Raw genomic sequence first — 20,704 nt, 5'->3', positions numbered from 1 at the left:
TGCCGGGATCAAAGAGCCACCGAGAACGCTCGCGACCGCGGCAATTCCTGGCTGGGCCCCCGCCTTCGCGGGGGCGACGGCAGAGAGCAGGCGAGTGACCCTACGGCCGGAGCGCGATCGGACACCAACGCGGAGCGTGTGCATCAACCCGCCGCCCAGGTGTCGCGCAGGGTCACCGCGCGGTTGAACACCGGCCTGGCCGCGCTGTGATCGCGGCGGTCGGCCACGAAGAAGCCGGTGCGCTCGAACTGCAGATGGGTTTCCGGCGCGACTTCAGCGGCGCTCGGCTCGATCCACGCCTGCACGGTGCGGATCGAGTCGGGGTTCAGATGATCCTTGTACGAGCCGCCGTGGCTCTCGTCATCGGGATCGGCGACCTTGAACAGGCGGTCGTACAGGCGCACCTCGGCGGCGATCGCGTGGCGCGCGCTGACCCAGTGGATCGTGCCCTTGACCTTGCGGTCGGCGCCGGCCATGCCGGGGCGGGTGTCGAGGTCCAGCGTGCAGCGCAGCTCGACGACCGCTTCGCCATCCTTGATGACCTCGTCACAGCGGACGATGCCCACGCCGCGCAGGCGGACTTCGCCCTCGGGCTTCAGGCGATGGAATCCCTTGGGCGGCACTTCGGCGAAGTCCTCGCGCTCGATCCACAGCTCGCGCGAGAACGGCACGCGGCGCGTGCCGAAGTCGGGGTTCTTGGGGTGGTTCGAGAACTCGAGCGATTCCTCGTGGCTGGCATCGAGATTGCTGATGACCAGCTTGATCGGATCGAGCACCGCGAGGCGACGCGCGGCATGGGCGTCGAGATCCTCGCGCACGCAGCCTTCCAGCACCGAGAAGTCGATCAGCGAGTTCTGCTTGCTGATACCGATGCGCTCGGCGAACAGCCTCAGCGCGCCCGGCGTGTAGCCGCGGCGGCGGATGCCCTGCAGGGTCGGCATGCGCGGGTCGTCCCAGCCGCTGACCAGCCCTTCCTGCACGAGTGCCATCAATTTGCGCTTGCTCATCACCGTGTAGTTGATGTTGAGCCGCGAGAACTCGATCTGCCGCGGTTTGGCGGCGCGGTCGTGCCAGCCGCGGGCGCGCAGCGGCTCCAGCAGCTCCGGGTGGCCAGCCAGGTCGACCTTGTCCACGCACCAGTCGTAGAGCGGGCGGTGGTCCTCGAACTCCAGCGTGCACAGCGAATGCGTGATGCCTTCGATGGCGTCGCTGAGCGCGTGCGCGAAGTCGTACATCGGGTAGATGCACCAGGCGTCGCCGGTGTTCTGGTGCGGCACGTGCTTGATGCGGTAAAGGGCCGGGTCGCGCAGGTTGATGTTGCCGCTGGCCATGTCGATCTTCGCGCGCAGGGTGCGCGCGCCGTCGGGGAACTCACCGGCGCGCATGCGGCGGAACAGGTCGAGGTTCTCATCGACGCTGCGATTCCGGTACGGCGACTCGCGGCCGGGCTCGGTCAGGGTGCCGCGATAGGCGCGCACCTCTTCCGCGTTCAGATCGCAGACGTAGGCCAGCCCCTCGCGGATCAGCTTCTCGGCGGCCAAGTAGAACACCTCGAAGTAGTCCGAGGCGTGGCGCAGCTCGCTCCACTCGAAGCCCAGCCAGCGCACATCGTCTTTGATCGCCTCGACGTATTCCGGGTCTTCCTTGGCCGGGTTGGTGTCGTCGAAGCGCAGGTTGCAGCGCCCGCCGAACTCCTCGCCGATGCCGAAGTTCAGGCAGATCGACTTGGCGTGGCCGATGTGCAGGTAGCCGTTGGGCTCGGGCGGAAAGCGCGTCTGGATCGCCGTGTGCTTGCCCGAGGCCAGGTCCTCGCGGACGATCTGGCGGATGAAGTCGTTGCGGGCAGGGCGGCTGTCGGCGGTGTCGGCGGGAGCGGCGTCGGACATGGGAGCGAGGCTGGATTCGGGTAGCCGCGCAGTCTAGCAGCCCCGGCGCGGGCTCTTGACCGCTCCCGGCAGCCCTCCGCCGCGGGTTGTTGACGCTTTCGCGGTAGAGCGGTGCGCCGCAGGCGCACCCTATCGCGACTGTCGCGCAGGCTCCGATCATCGCAGGGCGTCGTTTGCGGTCGTAGGGTGCGCGTGTCGCGCACCTACAATTCCGAGTGACGCCAAACTTCGATCGAAGCCGAAGCCGCTATGCGCGCGAGCCACACACCCCTCGAGGCTGGCTGGCGGCGGCTAGAGCAAAGCTTGCTGCCCCCTGTCAGCGCCAGGGTCTGCTTCGAGTGACGCCGAACCCCGATCAACGCCCAAGCCGCTGTGCGTCTTGGCTGCGCATGAGCCGCTCACTCCCTCCATGGCTGGCCGGCGCCGGCTGGAACAAAGCCCTCAGCCCTTGGGTCAAGGGCCGCGTCTGCGCGCGGCTGTCGCCACTGGCCGACAGTGCGCCTGCGAGCGCGCGGCGGAAGGGCAGGGCGCGGGCGCCGAAGGCGATGCCGGCCCGGCGCAGCAGTCGGGCCGGCGCGCTGTCGCTGGTGTAGAGGCGGGCGATCGCGCGCGTGGCCAGATACAGCGGCCGGGTGGCGCGGCGCAGCTCGCGCTGGTAGCCGGACAGGTCGCGGGCGTTGGCGATGTCGAGCCCGGCGGCGTGGGCTCGGCGGATGCGCAGCGCCAGCAGGTCGACGCCGAGCAGGCCGAAGTTGAAGCCGTGCGCGGTCACCGGGTGCATGCCCACGGCGGCATCGCCGACCAGGGCGAAGCGGGTGCCGACGAACTGCCGTGGATACACGCCGACCAGCGGATAGGCGTGGCGGCTGCTGATCGGCTGCATCGCGCCCAGGCGGCCGTCGAAGCGGCGGGTGATCTCGGCGCCGAAGGCGGCCTCGTCCATCGCCAGCAGGCGCTGGATCTCGCAGGCCGGCAGGGTCAGCACGGCCGAGGCGGTGCGCTCGCCCAGCGGCAGCAGGGCCAGGGTCTGGCCGAAGCCGAACCACTCCCAGGCGGTCTGCTCGTGCCCGAGCTCGTGCTGCATGCGGCAGACCAGCATCGTCTTGCCGAAGTCTTCCATGTCGGCCGCGACGCCCAGCGCGCGGCGCGTCTCGGAGAAGCGACTGTCGGCCGCCACCAGCAGACGGGCGCGCAGCAGGCGGCCATCGCTCAGCTGCACCTCGACGCCGTGCGAACGTGCGTCGACCGCGATCGGGCGCAGGCCGTCGAACCAGTGCAGGCCCGCCTGGTCCTCAAGCGCCGCGTAGGCGGCGCGGCGAATCAGGTGATTCGGCACCAGCCAGCCCAGACGATCCGAGCGGCCGCCCGGTGGCTCGATCTCCATGCCCTGGGTGGCATCGCCGTTGAGCACTCGCGCCGCCCGCAGTTCGTGGCGTTCATCGTTGGCGATCCGCTCCCACAGGCCCATGCGCTTCAGCAGCTCGACGCTGTGGCGGGTGAGCGCGATCTCGCGGCCGTCGAAGGCGGGCTCGGCCAGCTGGGCGCGGGCTTGCTGGTCGACCAGGGCGATGCGCAGGCCGGTATCGGCGAGCGCGCGCGCCAGGCACAGGCCGCTGGGGCCGGCGCCGATCACGATCAGGTCGAAGTCCATGGCTCTGCCTCCACGGGTGCACGCAACAGGGTCGCTCAGGCTGCCGCAGGTGCGCGCCCGGATCGATGATCCGGATCAAGTCGCGGCTTGCAGCAAGGCTGTGCTACTCAGCGTTGTCGCGCGCAATGCAGGGCGCGACCACGGAGCAAGCACAGGATGGAATTGATCAGCGTTGCCGTGGAGCGGAGCCCCGGCGCCGGCTTCTTGTGGCTGGCGTCCGGGGTCGCAGGGGAGGGCGTCGCGCTTGCTCGCATCCTTCAGGGATAGCGGCGGCCGTTGACCTCGGCCTCGACCAGCACGCTGGTCGTGCGCGAGGTCTGGGTGGTCGGCGGCGCGCCGGCCGCCGTGGTGGTGCTGGTCGACTCCTGCTCGCTGCGCACCACGCCGACGCTGGGGTGCGCCGACTGCAGGGTGCGGCCCTCGGTGCGCGTGCTGACGGAGAAGCCCGCCACGCTGACCGTGCTGTTGAGGGTGACTCGCGTGTCGAAGCTGCAGGCGCCGCTGAAACTGCCGGCCGGCACCGTGACATCGGCGCTGCCCGTGCGCACCGTGAGCTGCTCGGTCTGCACGTCGGCGGCGACCTGCACGCCCATCGCGGTGTAGCGGTTCTTCACCACGTAGCTGCGGCGCAGCTCGGTGCCGACCGGGGTCAGCCGCGGGATCTCCACCGGCGGGTCGTACTCGTAGGTGCCCTGGGCGTTGGCTGCGCGGATGAAGCCTTCGCCGCCCAGATACACGCGATGGGTGTCGGTCTGTTCGATGAACTCGCGCACGGTCGCGCTGTTGTCGCCGACGATGCGGTCTTCGAGCACGAACACGGGGCGGCCCTTGTAGGTGCTGGTGCCGGTGACGCGCTGCTCGATGCGACCGCCTTGGTCGTCCTGCAGCAGGAAGCGGTCGCCGACGCGCAGCGGCGGATAGCATTCGTCGCCCGAGGACGGCCCGCCGACCGGCGTCACCGGTACGGTGCGGCATTCGCTGCGGCGGTTGCCGAACTCCGCGCGGCTGATCTGCACACTGCGGGTGCTGCCGCCGATCGTGTAGCTGAACTCACCGGCGGCGCCGTTGCTGAACCTCAGGCTGACCGTGCCGACTTCGTCGATCTGGCCCATCGCAGGTTGGCCGTTGATCTGGTCGAAGCGCGTGCCGGTGCGTCCGCGCAGCAGCGGGCCGGTGTAGCGGCCGTCGGCCTGGCGGGTGGCGTTGAAGATGAACCAGGCCGGCTTGCGGTCCTCGCCATAGGTGTACCAGGTGGCGGAGAGCAGGTCGCCGACGTGGTTGATCTGCACGCCCCAGCCGCTCTGGTTCGGGTTCCACCACAGCGCGGTGTAGTTGCTGAAGCCGGCCGGGTCGGCGCTGCTGGCCGAGCACTCCAGCTGCTTGTCGCCGAACACGAAGCGGTTGAGCTCCTTGCTCTGGCTGATGCCGTCGACCGTGTAGTCGAAGACCATGCGATCGCGCGCCGGGAAGCGCAGGCGCGCGCTGCCAACCACCGTGCCGTTTTCGGAGGCGCGTCCGTTGATCTGGGCGAAGGGCACGCCGGTATAGCGGTAGACGTCGCCGCGGTAGCTGCCGTCGCCCTGCAGCGTGGTCGCGCCGATCACGAACCAGCTGGCCTGGCCTTGGGCGTCATAGGTGAACCAGGTCGGCAGCAGCACATTGCCCTGGTCGATGGCGAACAGACCCCAGCCGGACTCGTCGGCGCGCCACCAGCCGCCGGTGTAGTCGACGCTTTGGGCAAGACCGGCCGAAGCCGGCAGCAGCAGGGCCAGCGACAGCGCCAGACGGCGACGGGTGAAGGTGCGGCGGATCTGCTCGAACATGGGGCGCCCCCTGTAGGCGTGGTTGGACACGCGCAGGCTAGAGGCGCACGGAGGGCCGCAGTACCCCCTGAACAGGGGGGCTCAAGTGGCGGCAAGCCGCAGCGAGAAATCGATCGCCTGCACGTGCTTGGTCAGCCCACCGATCGAGATGCAGTCGACGCCGCTTTCGGCGATGGCGCGGATGCCGTCGAGGCCGACGCCGCCCGAGACTTCCAGCGGCACGCGGCCGGCGGTGAACTCGACCGCGCGGCGGCGATCTTCCGCGCTGAAGTCGTCGATCAGGATGCGGTCGGCGCGGGCCTCGATGGCCTGGGCCAGCTCCTCGAAGCTTTCGACTTCGACGATGATGGGTAGGCCCGGCGACAGGCTGCGCGCCCTTGCCACGATGGCGGCGATGCCGCCGGCCGCGGCGATGTGGTTCTCCTTGACCATCACCGCGTCGTAGAGGCCGATGCGGTGGTTGTGGCCGCCGCCACAGCGCACCGCATACTTCTGCGCGAGCCGCAGGCCGGGAAGCGTCTTGCGGGTGTCGAGGATGCGCGCGCGGGTACCGGCGACAGCCTCGACGAAGGCGGCAGTGCGGGTGGCCGTGGCCGAGAGGGTCTGCAGGAAGTTGATCGCGCTGCGTTCGGCCGACAACAGTGCGCGGCTGGCGCCTGCGATGGCGCAGACCTCGCTGCCGGGCTCAAGCCATTGGCCATCGACCGCATGCCAGGTGATCCGCAGCTCGGGGTCGAGCGCACGGAAGCAGGTTTCGAACCAGTCGCGGCCGGCCAGCACGGCGCGCTCGCGGCAGACCAGCGTGGCGCGCGAGCGCGCGTCCGCCGCGATCAGGGCGGCGGTGGCGTCGCCACTGCCGATGTCCTCTTCGAGCGCGCGCACCACGTCCAGCGCGATGCGTGCGCGTTCATCGGGCGTGAGTTCGGGGTGGGCGGCGAACTGTGGCATGCGGGGACACTCGGACGCGGGCCGCATAGGGTAGGCGCGCGCACGCTGCGCGCCTACCCGTGCGCGGTCCGGCTACTTGCCGAGCCGCGCCACCAGCGCCTTCAGCACGCCCTGCGTTTCTGGGTGGTACCAGCCCTCGATGAAGGGGCCGAGGTCGATGGCCTTGGGCGCGCAGATCGCCTGGATCAGGGCCTCGCGCGACATCGCGCGGGTGACCAGCATGGCCCGCCGTGGCAGGTTGAGGTGGGCTTCCAGCCAGGCGATCGCGCGCGGCACCACCTGGTCGAGTTCGACCACCTCGTCGACCATGCCGATCTCGGCGGCGCGCGTCGATTCGATCATCTCGCCTGCGACCAGCAGGCGCTCGCCAATGCGTTCGCCGACCAGGCGCTTCAGCGCGTACTGGATCGGCCCCGGCACCACCAGGCCGACCTGGGTTTCGTTGAGGCCAATGCGATACGGCCCTTTCTCGCCAGCCCGCGCCATCACGCGGTAGTCGGCGAACAGGCTGATCACCGCACCGCCCGCCGGGCTGTGGCCGGTCAGCGCCGCGACCACCGGCACCGGACAGGCCGCGAGCTTGGCGCAGACCTGCATGAAGGCGCCCCAGGTGGCCAGCACGCCCTCGCGATCCAGCGTGAGCAGGGTCGGCACATCGAGGCCGCCAGAGAACAGGCCCGGGCTGCCGGAGATCACCAGGCCTTCGGCGCCTTCGCCCGGAGCGGCGTCGATGGCCTCGATCAGGGCCGAGAGCAGGGCGTGGTTGAAGGCGTTGGCGGGCGGGCGGTCGAAGCGCAGCTCAAGGACACGGCCGTGGGTAATCTTCTGCAGCATGCATACGCCTCCGTAGGGTGGGGCGGCTAGCATAGCCGCGCGGTCGCGCCGGCGCCTGTTGCGCTGCGGTCTGCGGGGGTGGTCGCCTCACTCCGCGTGCGGCAGGCGACGGGTGGCGAGCTGGATGACGTCCTGCGCCGGCATCGGCCGGGCGAAGTGGTAGCCCTGCATCTGGTCAACGCCCATGCGCACCAGCAGGTTGCGCTGGGCCAGGGTCTCGACGCCTTCGGCCACCACGGCGATGTCGAGCGAGCGGCACAGCGTCACCATGCCCTCCAGCAGCCGCAGGGCGCGCGCATCGGTGTCGATGTCGTCCATGAAGCAGCGGTCGATCTTGATCGTGTTGAAGGGCAGCCGGCGCAGGTAGGCCAGCGAGGAGAAGCCGGTGCCAAAGTCGTCCAGGGCCAGCTTGAAGCCCTGCTCGGACAGGCGGCGCAGAAAGCCGCGGCCGGCCTCGATGTTCTCCAGCAGGGCGGACTCGGTGAGCTCGATCTCGAGCATGTCGTGCGGCAGGCCGCGCTGGCGGCAGATCTCCACCAGCTGCACTTCGGTGTCCGGGTCGAACACCTGGCGCGGCGAAAGATTGAGCGCGACCGGCGTTTGCAGGCCACGACGCAGCAGCTCGGACGCGAAATCGGCTGCGTGCGCCATTGCGATGCGGCCGAGCCGACCGACCAGGCCGAACTCCTCGGACAGGGGAATGAAAGCCGCCGGCGAGACTGGCCCCATGCGCTCGTTGTGCCAGCGCAGCAGGATCTCGTAGCCGACCACGAAACCGGCCGCGCTGACCTTGGGCTGCAGTACGGTGCTCAGGGCATCGCGCTCGATGTCGCGACGCAGCTCGGTGATCAGCTCCAGCCGCCGCGAAGCTTCGCTGCTCAGCTCGCCGCGGTGGAACTCGGCGCGCGCGCGGCCGCGCTGCTTGGCCTTGCGCATGGCGGTCTCGGCCTGCTGCAGCAGCAGGTCCGGCGCGCGCGAATCCTCGGGGTGCAGGGCGATGCCGACGCTGGCGCTGACGCTGAGCATGCGCTCGCCCATCTGCATCGGCGCGCCGACCACATCGATCACCTGCCGCGCCAGCGCCGACGCGCGGCCGCTGATGTCCTCGCCGGTGATGAGGATGGCGAATTCGTCGCCGGAGATGCGCGCCAGCTCGTCGCGCTCGCCGGGCAGGTCCTGCAGACGCTGCGCCGCCTCGTAGAGGAAGGCATCGCCAGCGGCGTGGCCGAGCAGATCGTTGATCGCGCGGAAGCCGTCGAGGTTGATCCACAGCAGGGCCAGGGGCTCGTCCTCGCTGCGCGCCATCAGCAGCTTCAGCCGACTCTCGAAATGGGCGCGGTTGGCCAGGCCAGTCAGGCCGTCCTGCAGTGCGGCGCGCTGCACGCGCGCCTGTTCGCTGCGGCGGCGGCTCTGGTCCTCGATCGAGGCCACCAGCAGCGGTGGCCCGTCGCTCAGCTCGAAGACGCGCGCTACCGCGAGCTCCACCGGCACCTGCGAGCCGTTGGTGTGGCGCAGCTCCAGCGCTTCGCGCCAGCCCTCCGTGGCCTGTTCCAGCAGCAGGTCCATCTGCTCGCCATCGATCAGCGCCAGCTCGTGCAGCGTGGCGCCTGTGGCTAGCGCCGGCAGGCCCAGCAGGTCGAGAAAGGCCTGGTTGCAGCCGTGCAGGCGGGCTTCGCGATCGAACATCAGCATCGGTTCGCGGGTGTTGTCGAAGGCGTCGCTGAGCAGGCGCAGATCTTCCTCGGCCCGGCGCTGCGCGGTGATGTCGCGCAGGGTGCCGACGATGCGCTCGACCCGGCCCTTGGCGTCGCGCTCGACCGCGCGCCCGCGCACGCGCACCCAGCACCAGCCGCGCGGCAGATTCATCCGGAAGGCGATGTCGAGCTCGCTGCGCTCGCCGCGCAGGTGCTCGCGCCAGGCGGCATGGGCGATCTCGCGATCCAGCGGATGGATGGAGTCGGCGTCGTCCAGCAGGAGCTGGGGCGCGTCTTCGAGCTCGCGCAGGCTGTCGTCGCCGAAGTTGCGCACCTCGACCCGGCGCGTGCTGTTGCGCCACTCCCAGATGCTTTCGCCGCTGGCCCACAGCGCCAGGCCAAGCTGGCGCTCGGTCTCGCGGGCCTGCTGCAGGGCCACGAACAGCTCGCGGCTGCGTGTTTCCAGCAGCTGTTCGGCCTGTTTGCGGGCGTCGCGTTCGCGGCCCAGCCGTCGCTCCAACGCCTCCATCGCTGCGCGCAGGCGCTCCAGGGTGTCGGTCCGCGTCGGCGCCTCGCCCGTGGGCGTGGTCGCGGTCGCCGCCACCGGTGCACCGGCGGCGTGCTGCGGATCGGGTTCGGGCTTGGGACCCATCAGCGCGGACAGTCCATGGCGGAGTGCGCGCGCGCGTTCACGGCTGCGCCCTCAGCTCGATCACCAGGGTGTCCTCGCCCAGGGTCGGGTCGGGAACGCAGCGCACCGCCTGCGGTTCTCCGAAGTGGCGCGCCGCGCCGGCGATCAGACCCTCGGCCAGGGCGCCCATCTGGCGGGGCGAGCGGTAGGCGAGCCGCAGATGCGCGCTGCTGCGCTCCAGCACCTCGAAGCGTGGTAGCTGCGCTTCCGGGTAGAGCTTGTGCACTTCGACGTGGATGTGGCCATCGATACTGGCCAGAAAGTCATAGAGCGTCGCCTTGCCGGCGAACAGCTCGGGAAAAGCCGTCGCGAAGCGCCCCAACAGATGCTCGCCAAAGGCGCGGATCAGCGCGTCGGCGCTGAGGCCGGATTCCTCCGCCACCGCCTGCACGATCCGCTCGATTTCCTGGTGCGGGTAGTAGCCCACCGAGGTGTAGGCGCCGCCATGGGGCAGGTCGGCCCGCTGCAGGGCGCGGTCGACGAGCTCCGGCGTGAACCGGCTCTCGACCATGTCCAGCAGTTCGGTGAACACCAGCCCCAGCATTCCGACCCTCCGCAGTGCGCAGCCCGGACCGGGCATGCAAGGCCTGGGCCGCGATGGCGCGACCGGTATGACGAGGGCAGCTGTCTCCCCAACGGTGGCTTGACGCTGCAGGGGCGGGCTGCGACGGTCGCGGTCTTTACTGGCCGTCCGAGAGTTCCGCCATGTCCGCCGCCCCCACCCTGCCGCACCGATCCTTCGATCCACCGCAGCGCCTGCTGCTCGGCCCGGGGCCGTCGACCGTGCCGCAGCGCGTGCTCGACGCGCTGGCGCGGCCCACCCTGGGCCATCTCGACCCTGCGTTCGTCGGCCTGATGGACGAGATCAAGCTGCTGCTGCGGCATGCCTTCCGCACGCAGAACGCGCTGACCTTCCCGATTTCCGCGCCCGGTTCGGCCGGCATGGAAGCCTGCGTGGTGAACCTGGTCGAGCCCGGTGACCGCGTCGTGGTCTGCGTCAATGGCGTGTTCGGCGGGCGCATGCGCGAGAACGTGCTGCGCGCCGGCGGCGTGCCGATCGTGGTCGAGGACGCTTTCGGCCAGCCGGTCAGCGTCGACAAGGTCGAGGCGGCGCTGAAGGCCAACCCGGGCGTCAAGGCGCTGGGCTTTGTCCACGCCGAGACCTCGACCGGCGCGCGCTCGGATGCGCAGGCGCTGTGTGCGCTGGCGGCGGCGCACGGCGCGCTGTCCATCGTCGACGCCGTGACCAGCCTCGCCGGCATCCCGCTCGAGGTCGATGCCTGGGGCATCGATGCGATCTACTCGGGTTCGCAGAAGTGCCTGTCCTGCCCGCCGGGACTGTCGCCGGTGAGCTTCTCCGAGCGCGCGGTGGCCGCCGTGCGTGCGCGCAAATCACCGGTGCAGAGCTGGTTCCTCGATCTTTCGCTGGTGATGAACTACTGGCAGGGCGAGGGCGGCCGCAGCTACCACCACACCGCGCCGGTCAACATGCTCTACGCCCTGCACGAAAGCCTGCTGATGCTGGCCGAGGAAGGGCTCGAAGCCGCCTGGGCGCGGCACCAGGGCAACCACCTTCGCCTGCGCGCCGGCCTTGATGCGCTGGGGCTGGAGCTGCTGGTGCCCGAGGCCGCGCGTCTGCCGCAGCTCAATGCCATCCGCATTCCCGAGGGCGTCGACGATCCCGGCGTACGCCGCGCCCTGCTCAACGAGCACCGCATCGAGATCGGCGCCGGCCTGGGCCCCCTGGCCGGCAAGGTCTGGCGCATCGGATTGATGGGCGAGAGCAGCCGCCCGGAGTGCGTCGACCGCGTGCTGGCGGCACTGGGGCACGTGCTGGGGCGCTGATTCGCGTCGCTGCAGCGCCGGCGCGTGATGTCCGTCACGCGACCGCGATCATCGCAGGCGCCAGCATGCGCAGCGTCAGGGGCCAAGGGCGCGGAGTGCGGTGATGACCGAACAGAACGAGACGGACCTGCTGCTGGCCATGCGTGGTGACTGGCAGGGCCTGACCCGACTGCACGCAGGCCACGCGGACCAGGCCGAGCATGCATCGCCGGCGTGGCTGCGCTGCGTGCAGGCGGGCACGCCGATGCGCGCGCGCCTGCGCTACGTCTGGACATTCGAGGACCGCATCCGCGAGGGGCACGTCCTGCTGGCGATGGATCCCGCCACCCGCCGCGCCAGCGCGGCCTGGATGGACAGCGGCGTGGGCGGTGCGGTGGGCGGCGCCGAGGTGCTGTCCCTGCGCGGCTGGCTCGACGACACCGGCCTGCTGCGTCTCAGCGGGCAAAGCAGTGACGACGAGGCCGCCGGTTGGACCTGGCGACTGGAGCTGGACTGTCCCGAGCCGGGCCAGCTCGAGCTGCGGCTCTACACCACCTCGCCGCAGGGCGAGGAAGAACTCGCGGCCTCGTCGGAGTACCGGCGCTGAGGGGGGCTTGGGCGCCTGTGTGCTGTCCGCAGTGCGGCACACGTCGCTGCCGCATGGTCGGAGAGTGCGGCGAGGTTCTGCCGCATGGGTCGGGGCGTGGGGCGAGGCTCTGGTACATGCGCTGCGCTTATGTACCCTACGCGCACATCGGTCCGTCGCTTCGTTCAAGGCAGCGCGTCACTCGCGGTGGAATGAGGGACAAGCGCAGCTCATCGGCCAGCGGGTCGCGATGAGGCCGGGCCTCAAGCGCAGCGAGCTTGCGACTACGATGGATGCAATGCGTATTTCGAATTCGTAGGGCGAGTAAGCGCAGCGCCTCCGCCGGCCGGTCCCGCGGAAGCCGGACCTTGAGCGGAGCGGGCTTCCGACTTCGACGGAGACAAAGCGTCGTTCGAGTTCGTAGGGCGGATAAGCGCAGCGCATCCGCCGGCGGGTCTCTCGGAAGCCGGACCTAGAGCGAAACGGGCATTCGAGCAGGGCTCATGCTGCAGCCCGCGCATCCAACGCCGTCCAATCAGTCGAGCAGTTCCAGCACGCGCTCCGGCGGGCGCCCGATCACCGCGTGCGCGCCCCGGACTGCAATGGGCCGCTCCAGCAGGGCAGGGTGCTCGGCGATCAGGGCGATCCACTCCTCGCGGCTGCGCGGGTCGTCGGCCGACAGCCCCAGCGACTTCGCCAGCTCGTCCCTGAAGCGGATCGCGGCTGGTGGTTCCAGCCGAAGCCGGGTGAACAGGGTCTCGAGCTCGGCGGCCTGCAGGGGCGCCTTCAGATACTCGCGTATCTCGACCTCGATGCCGCGCTCGATGAGGAGGGCGAGCGCACCGCGGGACTTGCTGCAGCGGGGGTTGTGGATGAGGAGCATGGGATTGGGGATTCGGGATTCGCAAGAGCTGGCTATCGCGGGTGAGGGGGCTTTGCAGTCTTGGCTCCGCTCGATGGCTTGGGCGGCTGCCAATGGGTGGACTTCAGGCTGCCTATCAGCCCTGAGGAATCGAGCTCGCCAGATTGGTGGTTGGATGAAGCGATCGTGGGCTGCCGCTGCGTGTGCTTGGCTCACCCGACCGGTTAGAAGGCCATGGGTCCTTGCGCGGCACTCGACCCAATGCGCTTCTACGAATCCCCAATCCCGAATTCCGAATCCCGGCTGATCCACGGCGAAGCCGCGGATCAGCCCGGCAGCGCCAGATCGTCCAGCACGGCGCGCAGGAAGCGTGCCGCTTCGCCGCCCGTCGCGGCGCGGTGGTCGAAGGTGAGGCTCAGCGGAATGATCCGGTGGGTTTCGATGCCGCCCATCACAGGGACCAGCTGATGACGGCCGCGGCCGGCGGCGAGGATGGCGACGCAGGGCGGCACGATCACCGGCGTCGCGTACTTGCCGGCGAACATGCCGAAGTTGCTGAGCGAGATGGTGTAGCCCGACAGCTCGGATGACGGAATGCTGCGCTCCATCACCTGCGCGCGCAGGCGGTCCACCGACTGGCGGATGCCAGCGGCGTCCAGCACGTCGGCATTGCGCAGGGCCGGGACGAACAGGCCGTCGTCGGTGTCGACCGCGATGCCGATATCGACGTGCGGATGCAGGGTGCGGGTCAGGTTCTCGCCGTCGAACCAAGCGTTCAGGGCCGGGACGGTCTTGCAGGCGCGGACGATGGCGCGGATCAGGCGCACGGTGATGTCGTTGCCAGGCGTCCAGGCGTGGATGTCGGCGTCGTCGGTCAGCGTGGTCGGCACCACCTGCGCGTGTGCCGCGGCCATCACCCGCGCCATGTTGCGGCGGACGCCCTTCAGCTGCTCCGGCTGGCCGGTGGCGGCCGCGGATGAGGGCGGGCGGGTGGCCATGGGCCTGCCGGAGGCGGAGAGGGGGGTGCGGGTGGCAGCAGGCTGGGGCTGTACCTGGGCGGTGGCCGACTGCGGTGCGAGACCCGGACCCTCTCCCCCAGCCCCTCCCCCACGGGGAGAGGGGAGCGAAGCCGGAGCGTTCGAGCGCGCGGAGGCAGGCGCACTGCCCTCGGCCGCGGCGCGCTTGACGTCGTCCATCGAGACCACGCCTTCGGGGCCGGTGGCGCGCACGCGGCTCAAGTCGACGCCGAGCTTCTTCGCCAGCGCGCGCACCGCAGGCATGGCGCGCACGCCGCCGACGCTGACGGCCGCCTCGCTGCGCACCTGGTCGCTGACCTGCATGGCGCCGACCACGGTGCCGGCATCGGCGCGCTCGGCCTTGGCAGGCGCGGTGGAGCCCGTTTCGGCTGCGGCGGGCGTGGCATTGCCGGAGGTCGAGCGCGCTGATGCGCTGGCGTTGGCGGGCGATGCGCTCGCTTCGGCAGCAGGGGCCGATTGCGAAGCGGGCGCGTGGTGATGCCCGTGCCCGGTGTCCTGCGCATCCGCACGCTGCGGCAGGCTGGGATCGATCTGGAACTCCGCCAGCACCGCGCCGGTGTTGATGACGTCGCCCGGGCCGCCGGCCAGCTTGAGCACCGTGCCCGAGCAGGGCGCCGGCACCTCGACCACCGCCTTGGCGGTTTCCATGGACACCAGCGGCTCATCGAGCTTGATGACATCGCCGACCTTGACGAACCACTCGACGATGGTGGCGTCGGGCAGGCCTTCGCCCAAGTCGGGCAGGTGGAAGGATTTGTTCGAACTCATTGCGGACTCCAGCGCGCGCGGCGCGTCGTGGGGTGGAAATCGGGCGGCGCGGTGTCGCCAGCGCGGCGCCTCAGGGGCTGCTTTTCGCCCCTCTCCCACAAGGGGAGAGGGGCTCATCTGTGTCGTGCGTTGCGCTTACGGCGCCCGCTTTCTGGATTTCTCCCCTCTCCCCTTGTGGGAGAGGGGTCGGGGGAGAGGGGTGGAACGCTTGCGGCGAGTTTTCTCCCCCTCTCCCCAACCCCTCTCCCACAAGGGGAGAGGGGCTCAGCTGTAGCGAACGTTGAGCTGGCGGTGCTCGCTTCCAACCGTTTGCTCGCAGAGCAATGAAGGTGGCGCAGCAGTGGAGGAATCCGCCATGCGACACCGATACGCCCGTATTGCGCCGATCAGCCGTACTGCATCGCCCTGCGCGCGGCCGCCAGGATCTTTTCCACGCTCGGCAGGAACTTCATTTCCAGCCTGAACAATGGAATGTGGGTGTCGTAGCCGGTGACGCGCTCGACCGGGGCTTTCAGATCGAACATCGATTGCTCGGCCAGCCGCGCCGCGATCTCGGCGCCGAAGCCGGCGGTTTTCGCGGCCTCGTGCACGATCACGCAGCGGCCGGTCTTGGCCACCGATTCGGCGATGGTGTCGAAGTCGAGCGGCTTCAGCGTGGCGACATCGATGACCTCGGCGCTGATGCCCTCGCGTGCGAGCGCTTCGGCCGCCTCCAGCGTTTCCTTGACCTGCGCACCCCAGCTCACCAGGGTGATGTCGCTGCCATCGCGCAGCACAAAGCACACGTCCAGCGGCAGGGCCTCGCCGTCGTCGGGCACCTCCTCCTTGTACTGGCGGTAGATGCGCTTGGGCTCCAGATAGATCACCGGATCCGGGTCGCGGATCGCCGCCAGCAGCAGGCCGTAGGCGCGCTGCGGGCTGCTCGGCATCACCACGCGCAGGCCGGGCACGTTGGTGAACATCGACTCGTTCGCTTCGCTGTGGTGCTCGGGCGCGCGAATGCCGCCGCCCCAGGGCACGCGCAGCACCATCGGGCAGTGCAGGCGCCCGCGGGTGCGATTGCGGAAGCGCGCGGCGTGGCAGATCAGGTGGTCGAGCATCGGGTAGACGAAGCCGTCGAACTGCACCTCGGCGACGGGCTTCATGCCCTGCGTGGCCAGGCCGACGGTGAGGCCGGCGATGGTGGTTTCATCCAGCGGCGTATCCAGCACCTTGTCCGCGCCGAAGCGCTGCTGCAGGCCGGCGGTGGCGCGGAACACGCCGCCGTTGACGCCGACGTCCTCGCCCAGCACCAGCACGCTCGGGTCGTGCTGGATCTCGTAGGCCAGGGCCTGGGTGATCGCTTCGATCAGGGTGATCGCATGGCTGCTCATCGGCCGCGGCCCTCCCACTGCAGCGCGTCCGCGCGCTGGGCGGCGAGATCGGCGGGCAGCTCGGCGTAGAGGTAGTCGAACATGGCTTCCACGGGCTGGCTGCGGGTTTCCAGATAGGCATTGACCTCGACGTCGACCTCGGCGTCGCAGGCGCGTTTCCATTCGGCCTCCTGCGCGTCGTCCCACAGGCCCTTGGATGTCAGCCAGCTGCGCAGGCGCAGGAAAGGCTCGCGCGCCCAGCCGGCCTTCACTTCTTCCTCGCCACGGTAGCGGCGTGCGTCGTCGGCGGTGGTGTGGTCGGACAGGCGATAGGTCACCAGCTCCAGCACCGTGCCGCCTTCGCCGCTGCGCGCGCGTTCAAGAGCGCGGCGCACGGCCTCGTAGACGGCGATGATGTCGTTGCCGTCGACCTGCAGGCTGTGCAGGCCGCCGGCCAGACCCTTCTGCGCCAGCGTCTGCGCGCCGGTCTGGGCCGAGCGCGGCACCGAGATCGCCCACTGGTTGTTGACGATGCACAGCACGAAGGGCAGGCCGTAGGCGCCGGCCGAATTGATTGCCGCATAGGTGTCGGACTTCGAGCTGCCGCCGTCGCCGACGCAGGCCACCGCCACGCGGGCTTCGCCGCGCAGCTTGAAGGCCAGCGCGGCACCGGCGGCATGCAGGCACTGGGTGCCGATCGGCACGCACCAGGGGTAGTCGTGCTTCGGACCGGCGAAATCGTTGCCGCGCTCGTCGCCGCCCCAGTACATCAGCACATCGCGCGGCCGCACGCCGCGCATGAACTGCGCGCCGTACTCACGATACGAGGGGGCGAACACGTCCTCTTGGCGCATCGCCGCGCCGATGCCGACATGCGCAGCCTCGTGGCCGAGGCAGCTGGCATAGGTGCCGAGCTTGCCGGTGCGCTGCAGGGCCACGGCCTTGGCGTCGAAGCTGCGCACGCGCAGCATCTGCTTGAACAGTTCCAGCACCGGCCGGCCGTCGCCGACGAAGTCCGGAAGCGGGGCCACCTCGCGGCCCTCGGGGTCGAGGAACTGCAGGTGCTCGATGGAGAACTGCGCGACGGTACTCATGCGCGGGGGGCATCCATGCGGATAGCGGAAGGAAGTTGCACAGGAAACGATTTTGCTGCGTCGCGGGCAAGGTGCACTGCCGCAAAACGCTGTCGAACGGTCGCTTCACGCAAGCATGACCGGGCGTTCGCGCTGCTGTGCGCAAGAAACTGTCGCTGCGGCCGGGTGGCCGCCTGCGGTATCGTTGCGCGCTTTTGACGGTGCCCGCAGGGCGCCGCGGCCGTCGGGGAGCGGCAGACCATGCACGTCGAGACCAACCAGCGCGAGCTCGAAGCGGGCATCACCCGCGACTTCAAGGACCGCCTCAGCTATGGCGGCTACCTGCAGCTCGACACCCTGCTGTCGGCGCAGCAGCCGGTGTCCGAGCCCGGCAACCACGACGAACTGCTGTTCATCATCCAGCACCAGGTCTCCGAGCTGTGGATGAAGCTGATCATCCACGAGCTGCGTCTGGCCATCACGCATCTGCAGCGCGACGAGCTGGGCCCGGTGCAGAAGATCCTGGCGCGGGTGAAGCAGGTGCAGCGCCAGCTGTTCGAGCAGTGGTCGGTGCTGGAGACGCTGACACCGTCCGAGTACCTGCGCTTCCGCGATTCGCTGGGGCCTTCCTCGGGCTTCCAGTCGCACCAGTACCGGCTGATCGAGTTCATGCTCGGCAACAAGAACGCCGACATGCTGGACGTGTTCGAGCACGCACCGGCGATCCGCGCCGAGCTCGCCGCTGCGCTGTCTGCGCCCAGCCTGTACGACGAATTCCTGCGCCATCTGGCGCGCTGCGGCCACGCGGTGCCGCCGGCCTGCGTGGAGCGCGATTTCAGTCAGACGCATACCCGCGAGCCCGACCTGATTCCGGTGTTCAAGCGCATCTACGAGGACACCGACACGCACTGGGCGGCCTACGCGCTGTGCGAGCAGCTGGTCGATGTCGAGGAGAGCTTCCAGCTCTGGCGCTTCCGCCACATGAAGACGGTCGAGCGCATCATCGGCTACCGTCGCGGCACCGGCGGCAGCTCGGGCGTGGGCTTTCTGAAGCAGGCGCTGGAGCTGACCTTTTTCCCCGAACTGCTGGACGTGCGCACCGTGCTGGGGCGCTGAGCACCGCCATCGATTCCTGCTGCAAACCCAAGGAGACCCGAATGTCGCAACCCTCTGAACTGCAAGCCCCGCGCGGCGCGCTTGCGCGTGCGCTCGACGTGGTCGAACGCGTCGGCAACAAGCTGCCCGATCCGGCGGTGCTGTTCCTGCTGCTGATGTTCGTGGTCTGGGTGGTGAGCTGGCTGCTGTCCAGCGTGAGCTTCAGTGAAGTGGATCCGCGCAGCGGCCAGCCGATCGTGGTCAAGAGCCTGCTGGACGGCAGCGCCCTGACCAGCTTCATGGCGACCATGGTCAACACCTTCGTCACCTTCCATCCGCTGGGCGTGGTGCTGGTGGCGATGCTGGGCCTGGGCGTGGCCGAGCACACCGGCTTCATCAATGCCGGCCTGCGCAAGATCCTCGGCTTCACTCCGCGCATGCTGCTGACGCCGGTGCTGATCGCCGTCGGCGTGCTCAGCCACGTCGCGGTCGACGCCGGCTACGTGCTGGTGATCCCGCTGGGCGCGGTGATCTTCTACGCCGCCGGCCGGCATCCGCTGGCGGGCATCGCCGCGGCCTTCGCCGGCGTCTCGGGCGGCTTCTCGGCCACCATGGGCATCCCCAGCAGCCTCGACCCGCTGCTCTCGGGCCTGACCCAGACCGCCGCGCACCTCACCGACCCGTCGGTGACGGTGAACCCGCTCAACAACTTCTTCTTCACCACCGCCTCGAGCGTGCTGATCATCCTGGTGGGCTGGTTCCTCACCGACCGCATTATCGAGCCGCGCCTGCGCGGCACGCCGGTGGACGGCGACGCCTCGCAGATGCCCAAGCTCGACCCGCTGGCAGCCGGCGAGAAGAACGGCCTGGTCTGGGCCGGCGCGGCGATGGGCGTCACGGCGCTGCTGTTCCTGCTGACCCTGCTGCCCGAGGCCTCGCCCTGGCGCGCGCCGGAGGGCACGCCGCTGCTGCCCGGCCAGAGCAACCTGCTGGTGGCCCAGGCGCCGCTGATGCAGTCGATCGTGCCGCTGATCTTCATCTTCTTCCTGGTGCCGGGCGTGGTCTACGGCATGGTTTCGGGCACGGTGAAGACGCATCGCGACGTGGTACAGGGCATGGCCAAGGCGATGAGCGGCATGGGCTACTACATCGTGATGGCCTTCTTCTGCGCCCAGTTCATCTGGGCCTTCGGCCAGAGCAACCTCGGCGCGCTGATCGCGGTGGAAGGCGCCGGTGGCCTGCGCGCGCTCGGCCTGCCGACCTCGGTGACGCTGATCGGCATCATCCTGCTCACCGCTTCGGTGAACCTCCTGATCGGCTCGGCCTCGGCCAAGTGGGCGCTGATCAGCGCGATCATGGTGCCGATGCTGATGGAGCTGGGGGTGTCGCCCGACCTCACCCAGGCCGCCTACCGCGTGGGCGATTCCACCACCAACATCATCACCCCGCTGCTGCCCTACTTCCCGCTGATCGTGGTGTTCTGCCAGAAGTACGTGAAGTCCTCGGGCATCGGCACCCTGGTGGCGCTGATGCTGCCGTACTCGATCAGTCTGCTGGTGATCTGGACCAGCTTCCTGCTGGGCTTCTGGGCGCTGGATATTCCGCTGGGCATCGGCTCCACCTACGACTACGTGGCCCCGGCTGCAGCGGGCGCCGCGCAGTAAGCGCCACCCGGTTTCGAGCCCATGACCGCCCCCACGCTGCCGACGGTGTTCCAAGTCGCCGCGTGGGGGCTGTCGCTTCTCGCCCTGGCGCTGGCCGCACGCCGGCTGCCCTGGTTCAAGCTGCGCGGCGACAGCGAGGCCCAGCACGTGCTGTTCGCTGCGCTCCTGGCCGTCTGCGTGCTGCGCTTCGCGGTCTTCGACCGTATCCCCGGGTTGCACCTGCATTTCCTGGGTGCCGGCATCGTCTGCCTGATGTTCGGCTCGGCCTTTGCGCTGTGGGTCATGGCCCTGGCTTCGCTGGCCGCGGCGCTGTCACCGGCCGGCGTGTGGCTGGGGCTCGCCCCGGACTTCCTCGCCTGCGGCTTGATCCCCGTGCTGTGCCTGCACTTCGTGCGTGCGCAGGTCGAGCGCCGCCTGCCGGGCAACCCCTTCGTCTACGTCTTCCTGATCGCCTTCTTCGGTGCCGGCGCGGCCGTGCTGCTCGGCCAGCTGTTCAAGGCTGGGGTCACGCACGCGCTCGTTGAAGGCGCGGCGCGCGACGCCGCGATGGGCTACGTGGTGTCCGCACCTCTGATGGTGTTCGGCGAGGCTTTTCTCACCGGCGGCGCGCTGGCGCTGATGGTGGTTTACCGGCCGCAGTGGGTGGCCAGCTTCGAGGACGCGCGCTGGCTGAAGCCCGGGGACTGAGAGCCCGTGCAGAAACCATCCGCCTGCTGCGGCCGCCGCTGGACGCCCGTGTCGGCAGCGCGCTCCGCGAATTCCGCGGTCACTGCCTCGCCGGGCTTCATTGAATTCACGCAACGCGCTTTGCCTCGAACGCCAGCAACGCCCTCGCCAAGGCGTTCGGTTTTTTCACACGCTCTGAGAGGGTGTCTACATAATTGGCTACACTTGCGGCACCGTCCGTGAAGTGACA

At 69.6% G+C, this 20,704-nt stretch carries 16 protein-coding genes; 5 read left to right on the top strand and 11 right to left on the bottom strand.

Going from position 1 to position 20,704, the window contains the following annotated elements; translation table 11 throughout:
* Positions 1–143 precede the first annotated feature (143 nt).
* The 7 genes from Q0654_RS02440 to Q0654_RS02410 form a co-directional block, all read right to left on the bottom strand.
* A complete protein-coding gene (locus Q0654_RS02440; protein ID WP_298850117.1) occupies positions 144–1,886 on the bottom strand; it encodes a glutamine--tRNA ligase/YqeY domain fusion protein in 1,743 nt (580 codons plus the stop codon).
* A gap of 355 nt (positions 1,887–2,241) precedes the next feature.
* Entirely contained in the window at positions 2,242–3,537 is a 1,296-nt protein-coding gene (gene ubiM / locus Q0654_RS02435; RefSeq protein ID WP_298850115.1) for a 5-demethoxyubiquinol-8 5-hydroxylase UbiM, read from the bottom strand.
* A 257-nt stretch (positions 3,538–3,794) separates the two neighbouring features.
* A complete protein-coding gene (locus Q0654_RS02430) occupies positions 3,795–5,360 on the bottom strand; it encodes a hypothetical protein (RefSeq protein WP_298850113.1) in 1,566 nt (521 codons plus the stop codon).
* Between the two features lie 81 nt (positions 5,361–5,441).
* The gene (gene nadC, locus Q0654_RS02425) at positions 5,442–6,308 is read right to left on the bottom strand and encodes a carboxylating nicotinate-nucleotide diphosphorylase (RefSeq protein WP_298850111.1); all 867 of its coding nucleotides are present in this window, start codon (positions 6,306–6,308) and stop codon (positions 5,442–5,444) included.
* A 72-nt stretch (positions 6,309–6,380) separates the two neighbouring features.
* Positions 6,381–7,142, bottom strand: a complete 762-nt coding sequence (locus Q0654_RS02420) for an enoyl-CoA hydratase/isomerase family protein (RefSeq protein WP_298850109.1) — start codon at positions 7,140–7,142, stop codon at positions 6,381–6,383.
* An 87-nt stretch (positions 7,143–7,229) separates the two neighbouring features.
* Complete coding sequence (locus Q0654_RS02415; RefSeq protein ID WP_298850108.1) at positions 7,230–9,488, bottom strand: GGDEF domain-containing phosphodiesterase; 2,259 nt, start codon at positions 9,486–9,488, stop codon at positions 7,230–7,232.
* Positions 9,489–9,525: 37 nt separating this feature from the next.
* Positions 9,526–10,071, bottom strand: coding sequence for a heme NO-binding domain-containing protein (locus Q0654_RS02410; protein ID WP_298850106.1), 546 nt, complete (start codon positions 10,069–10,071; stop codon positions 9,526–9,528).
* A gap of 161 nt (positions 10,072–10,232) precedes the next feature.
* Between Q0654_RS02410 and Q0654_RS02405 the strand changes: the two genes are divergently transcribed.
* Both Q0654_RS02405 and Q0654_RS02400 read left to right on the top strand, forming a co-directional pair.
* Positions 10,233–11,372, top strand: a complete 1,140-nt coding sequence (locus Q0654_RS02405) for an alanine--glyoxylate aminotransferase family protein (protein ID WP_298850104.1) — start codon at positions 10,233–10,235, stop codon at positions 11,370–11,372.
* Between the two features lie 103 nt (positions 11,373–11,475).
* Positions 11,476–11,958 carry a DUF1579 family protein gene (locus Q0654_RS02400; RefSeq protein ID WP_298850101.1) on the top strand — a complete coding sequence of 161 codons (483 nt, stop codon included), beginning with the start codon at positions 11,476–11,478 and terminating at the stop codon, positions 11,956–11,958.
* 514 nt (positions 11,959–12,472) lie between these two features.
* Here Q0654_RS02400 and arsC read toward each other — a convergent pair.
* The 4 genes from arsC to pdhA form a co-directional block, all read right to left on the bottom strand.
* Positions 12,473–12,820 (bottom strand): arsenate reductase (glutaredoxin), encoded by a 348-nt coding sequence (gene arsC, locus Q0654_RS02395; RefSeq protein ID WP_298850099.1) that lies wholly within the window; start codon positions 12,818–12,820, stop codon positions 12,473–12,475.
* Positions 12,821–13,125: 305 nt separating this feature from the next.
* Positions 13,126–14,604, bottom strand: coding sequence for a dihydrolipoamide acetyltransferase family protein (locus Q0654_RS02390; protein ID WP_298850097.1), 1,479 nt, complete (start codon positions 14,602–14,604; stop codon positions 13,126–13,128).
* 386 nt (positions 14,605–14,990) lie between these two features.
* Entirely contained in the window at positions 14,991–15,977 is a 987-nt protein-coding gene (locus Q0654_RS02385; RefSeq protein ID WP_298850095.1) for an alpha-ketoacid dehydrogenase subunit beta, read from the bottom strand.
* Positions 15,974–17,050 (bottom strand): pyruvate dehydrogenase (acetyl-transferring) E1 component subunit alpha, encoded by a 1,077-nt coding sequence (pdhA, locus tag Q0654_RS02380; RefSeq protein ID WP_298850093.1) that lies wholly within the window; start codon positions 17,048–17,050, stop codon positions 15,974–15,976. The genes Q0654_RS02385 and pdhA overlap by 4 nt, the downstream gene beginning before the upstream one ends.
* A gap of 240 nt (positions 17,051–17,290) precedes the next feature.
* Between pdhA and Q0654_RS02375 the strand changes: the two genes are divergently transcribed.
* From Q0654_RS02375 to Q0654_RS02365, 3 genes are read left to right on the top strand one after another with little or no spacing between them, the layout of a single operon-like run.
* On the top strand, positions 17,291–18,145 hold the full coding sequence (locus Q0654_RS02375) for a tryptophan 2,3-dioxygenase family protein (protein WP_298850091.1): 855 nt from the start codon (positions 17,291–17,293) through the stop codon (positions 18,143–18,145).
* Between the two features lie 41 nt (positions 18,146–18,186).
* Positions 18,187–19,788, top strand: coding sequence for an AbgT family transporter (locus tag Q0654_RS02370; RefSeq protein WP_298850089.1), 1,602 nt, complete (start codon positions 18,187–18,189; stop codon positions 19,786–19,788).
* 21 nt (positions 19,789–19,809) lie between these two features.
* Positions 19,810–20,475: an energy-coupling factor ABC transporter permease gene (locus Q0654_RS02365; protein ID WP_298850087.1), complete on the top strand. Its 666-nt coding sequence runs from the start codon at positions 19,810–19,812 to the stop codon at positions 20,473–20,475.
* The last annotated feature ends 229 nt before the right edge of the window (positions 20,476–20,704 follow it).

Source organism: uncultured Aquimonas sp. (genome assembly GCF_937888285.1).
Classification (GTDB): Bacteria; Pseudomonadota; Gammaproteobacteria; order Xanthomonadales; family Xanthomonadaceae; genus Aquimonas.
Note: the sequence above shows the minus strand (reverse complement) of the source record. Positions and strands in the feature narration are given on the sequence as shown.

Coding starts and splice junctions, on each gene's coding strand:
- Q0654_RS02440 (WP_298850117.1), bottom strand. CDS start 1,886: ATGTCCGACGCCGCTCCCGCCGACACCGCCGACAGCCGCCCTGCCCGC.
- ubiM (WP_298850115.1), bottom strand. CDS start 3,537: ATGGACTTCGACCTGATCGTGATCGGCGCCGGCCCCAGCGGCCTGTGC.
- Q0654_RS02430 (WP_298850113.1), bottom strand. CDS start 5,360: ATGTTCGAGCAGATCCGCCGCACCTTCACCCGTCGCCGTCTGGCGCTG.
- nadC (WP_298850111.1), bottom strand. CDS start 6,308: ATGCCACAGTTCGCCGCCCACCCCGAACTCACGCCCGATGAACGCGCA.
- Q0654_RS02420 (WP_298850109.1), bottom strand. CDS start 7,142: ATGCTGCAGAAGATTACCCACGGCCGTGTCCTTGAGCTGCGCTTCGAC.
- Q0654_RS02415 (WP_298850108.1), bottom strand. CDS start 9,488: ATGGGTCCCAAGCCCGAACCCGATCCGCAGCACGCCGCCGGTGCACCG.
- Q0654_RS02410 (WP_298850106.1), bottom strand. CDS start 10,071: ATGCTGGGGCTGGTGTTCACCGAACTGCTGGACATGGTCGAGAGCCGG.
- Q0654_RS02405 (WP_298850104.1), top strand. CDS start 10,233: ATGTCCGCCGCCCCCACCCTGCCGCACCGATCCTTCGATCCACCGCAG.
- Q0654_RS02400 (WP_298850101.1), top strand. CDS start 11,476: ATGACCGAACAGAACGAGACGGACCTGCTGCTGGCCATGCGTGGTGAC.
- arsC (WP_298850099.1), bottom strand. CDS start 12,820: ATGCTCCTCATCCACAACCCCCGCTGCAGCAAGTCCCGCGGTGCGCTC.
- Q0654_RS02390 (WP_298850097.1), bottom strand. CDS start 14,604: ATGAGTTCGAACAAATCCTTCCACCTGCCCGACTTGGGCGAAGGCCTG.
- Q0654_RS02385 (WP_298850095.1), bottom strand. CDS start 15,977: ATGAGCAGCCATGCGATCACCCTGATCGAAGCGATCACCCAGGCCCTG.
- pdhA (WP_298850093.1), bottom strand. CDS start 17,050: ATGAGTACCGTCGCGCAGTTCTCCATCGAGCACCTGCAGTTCCTCGAC.
- Q0654_RS02375 (WP_298850091.1), top strand. CDS start 17,291: ATGCACGTCGAGACCAACCAGCGCGAGCTCGAAGCGGGCATCACCCGC.
- Q0654_RS02370 (WP_298850089.1), top strand. CDS start 18,187: ATGTCGCAACCCTCTGAACTGCAAGCCCCGCGCGGCGCGCTTGCGCGT.
- Q0654_RS02365 (WP_298850087.1), top strand. CDS start 19,810: ATGACCGCCCCCACGCTGCCGACGGTGTTCCAAGTCGCCGCGTGGGGG.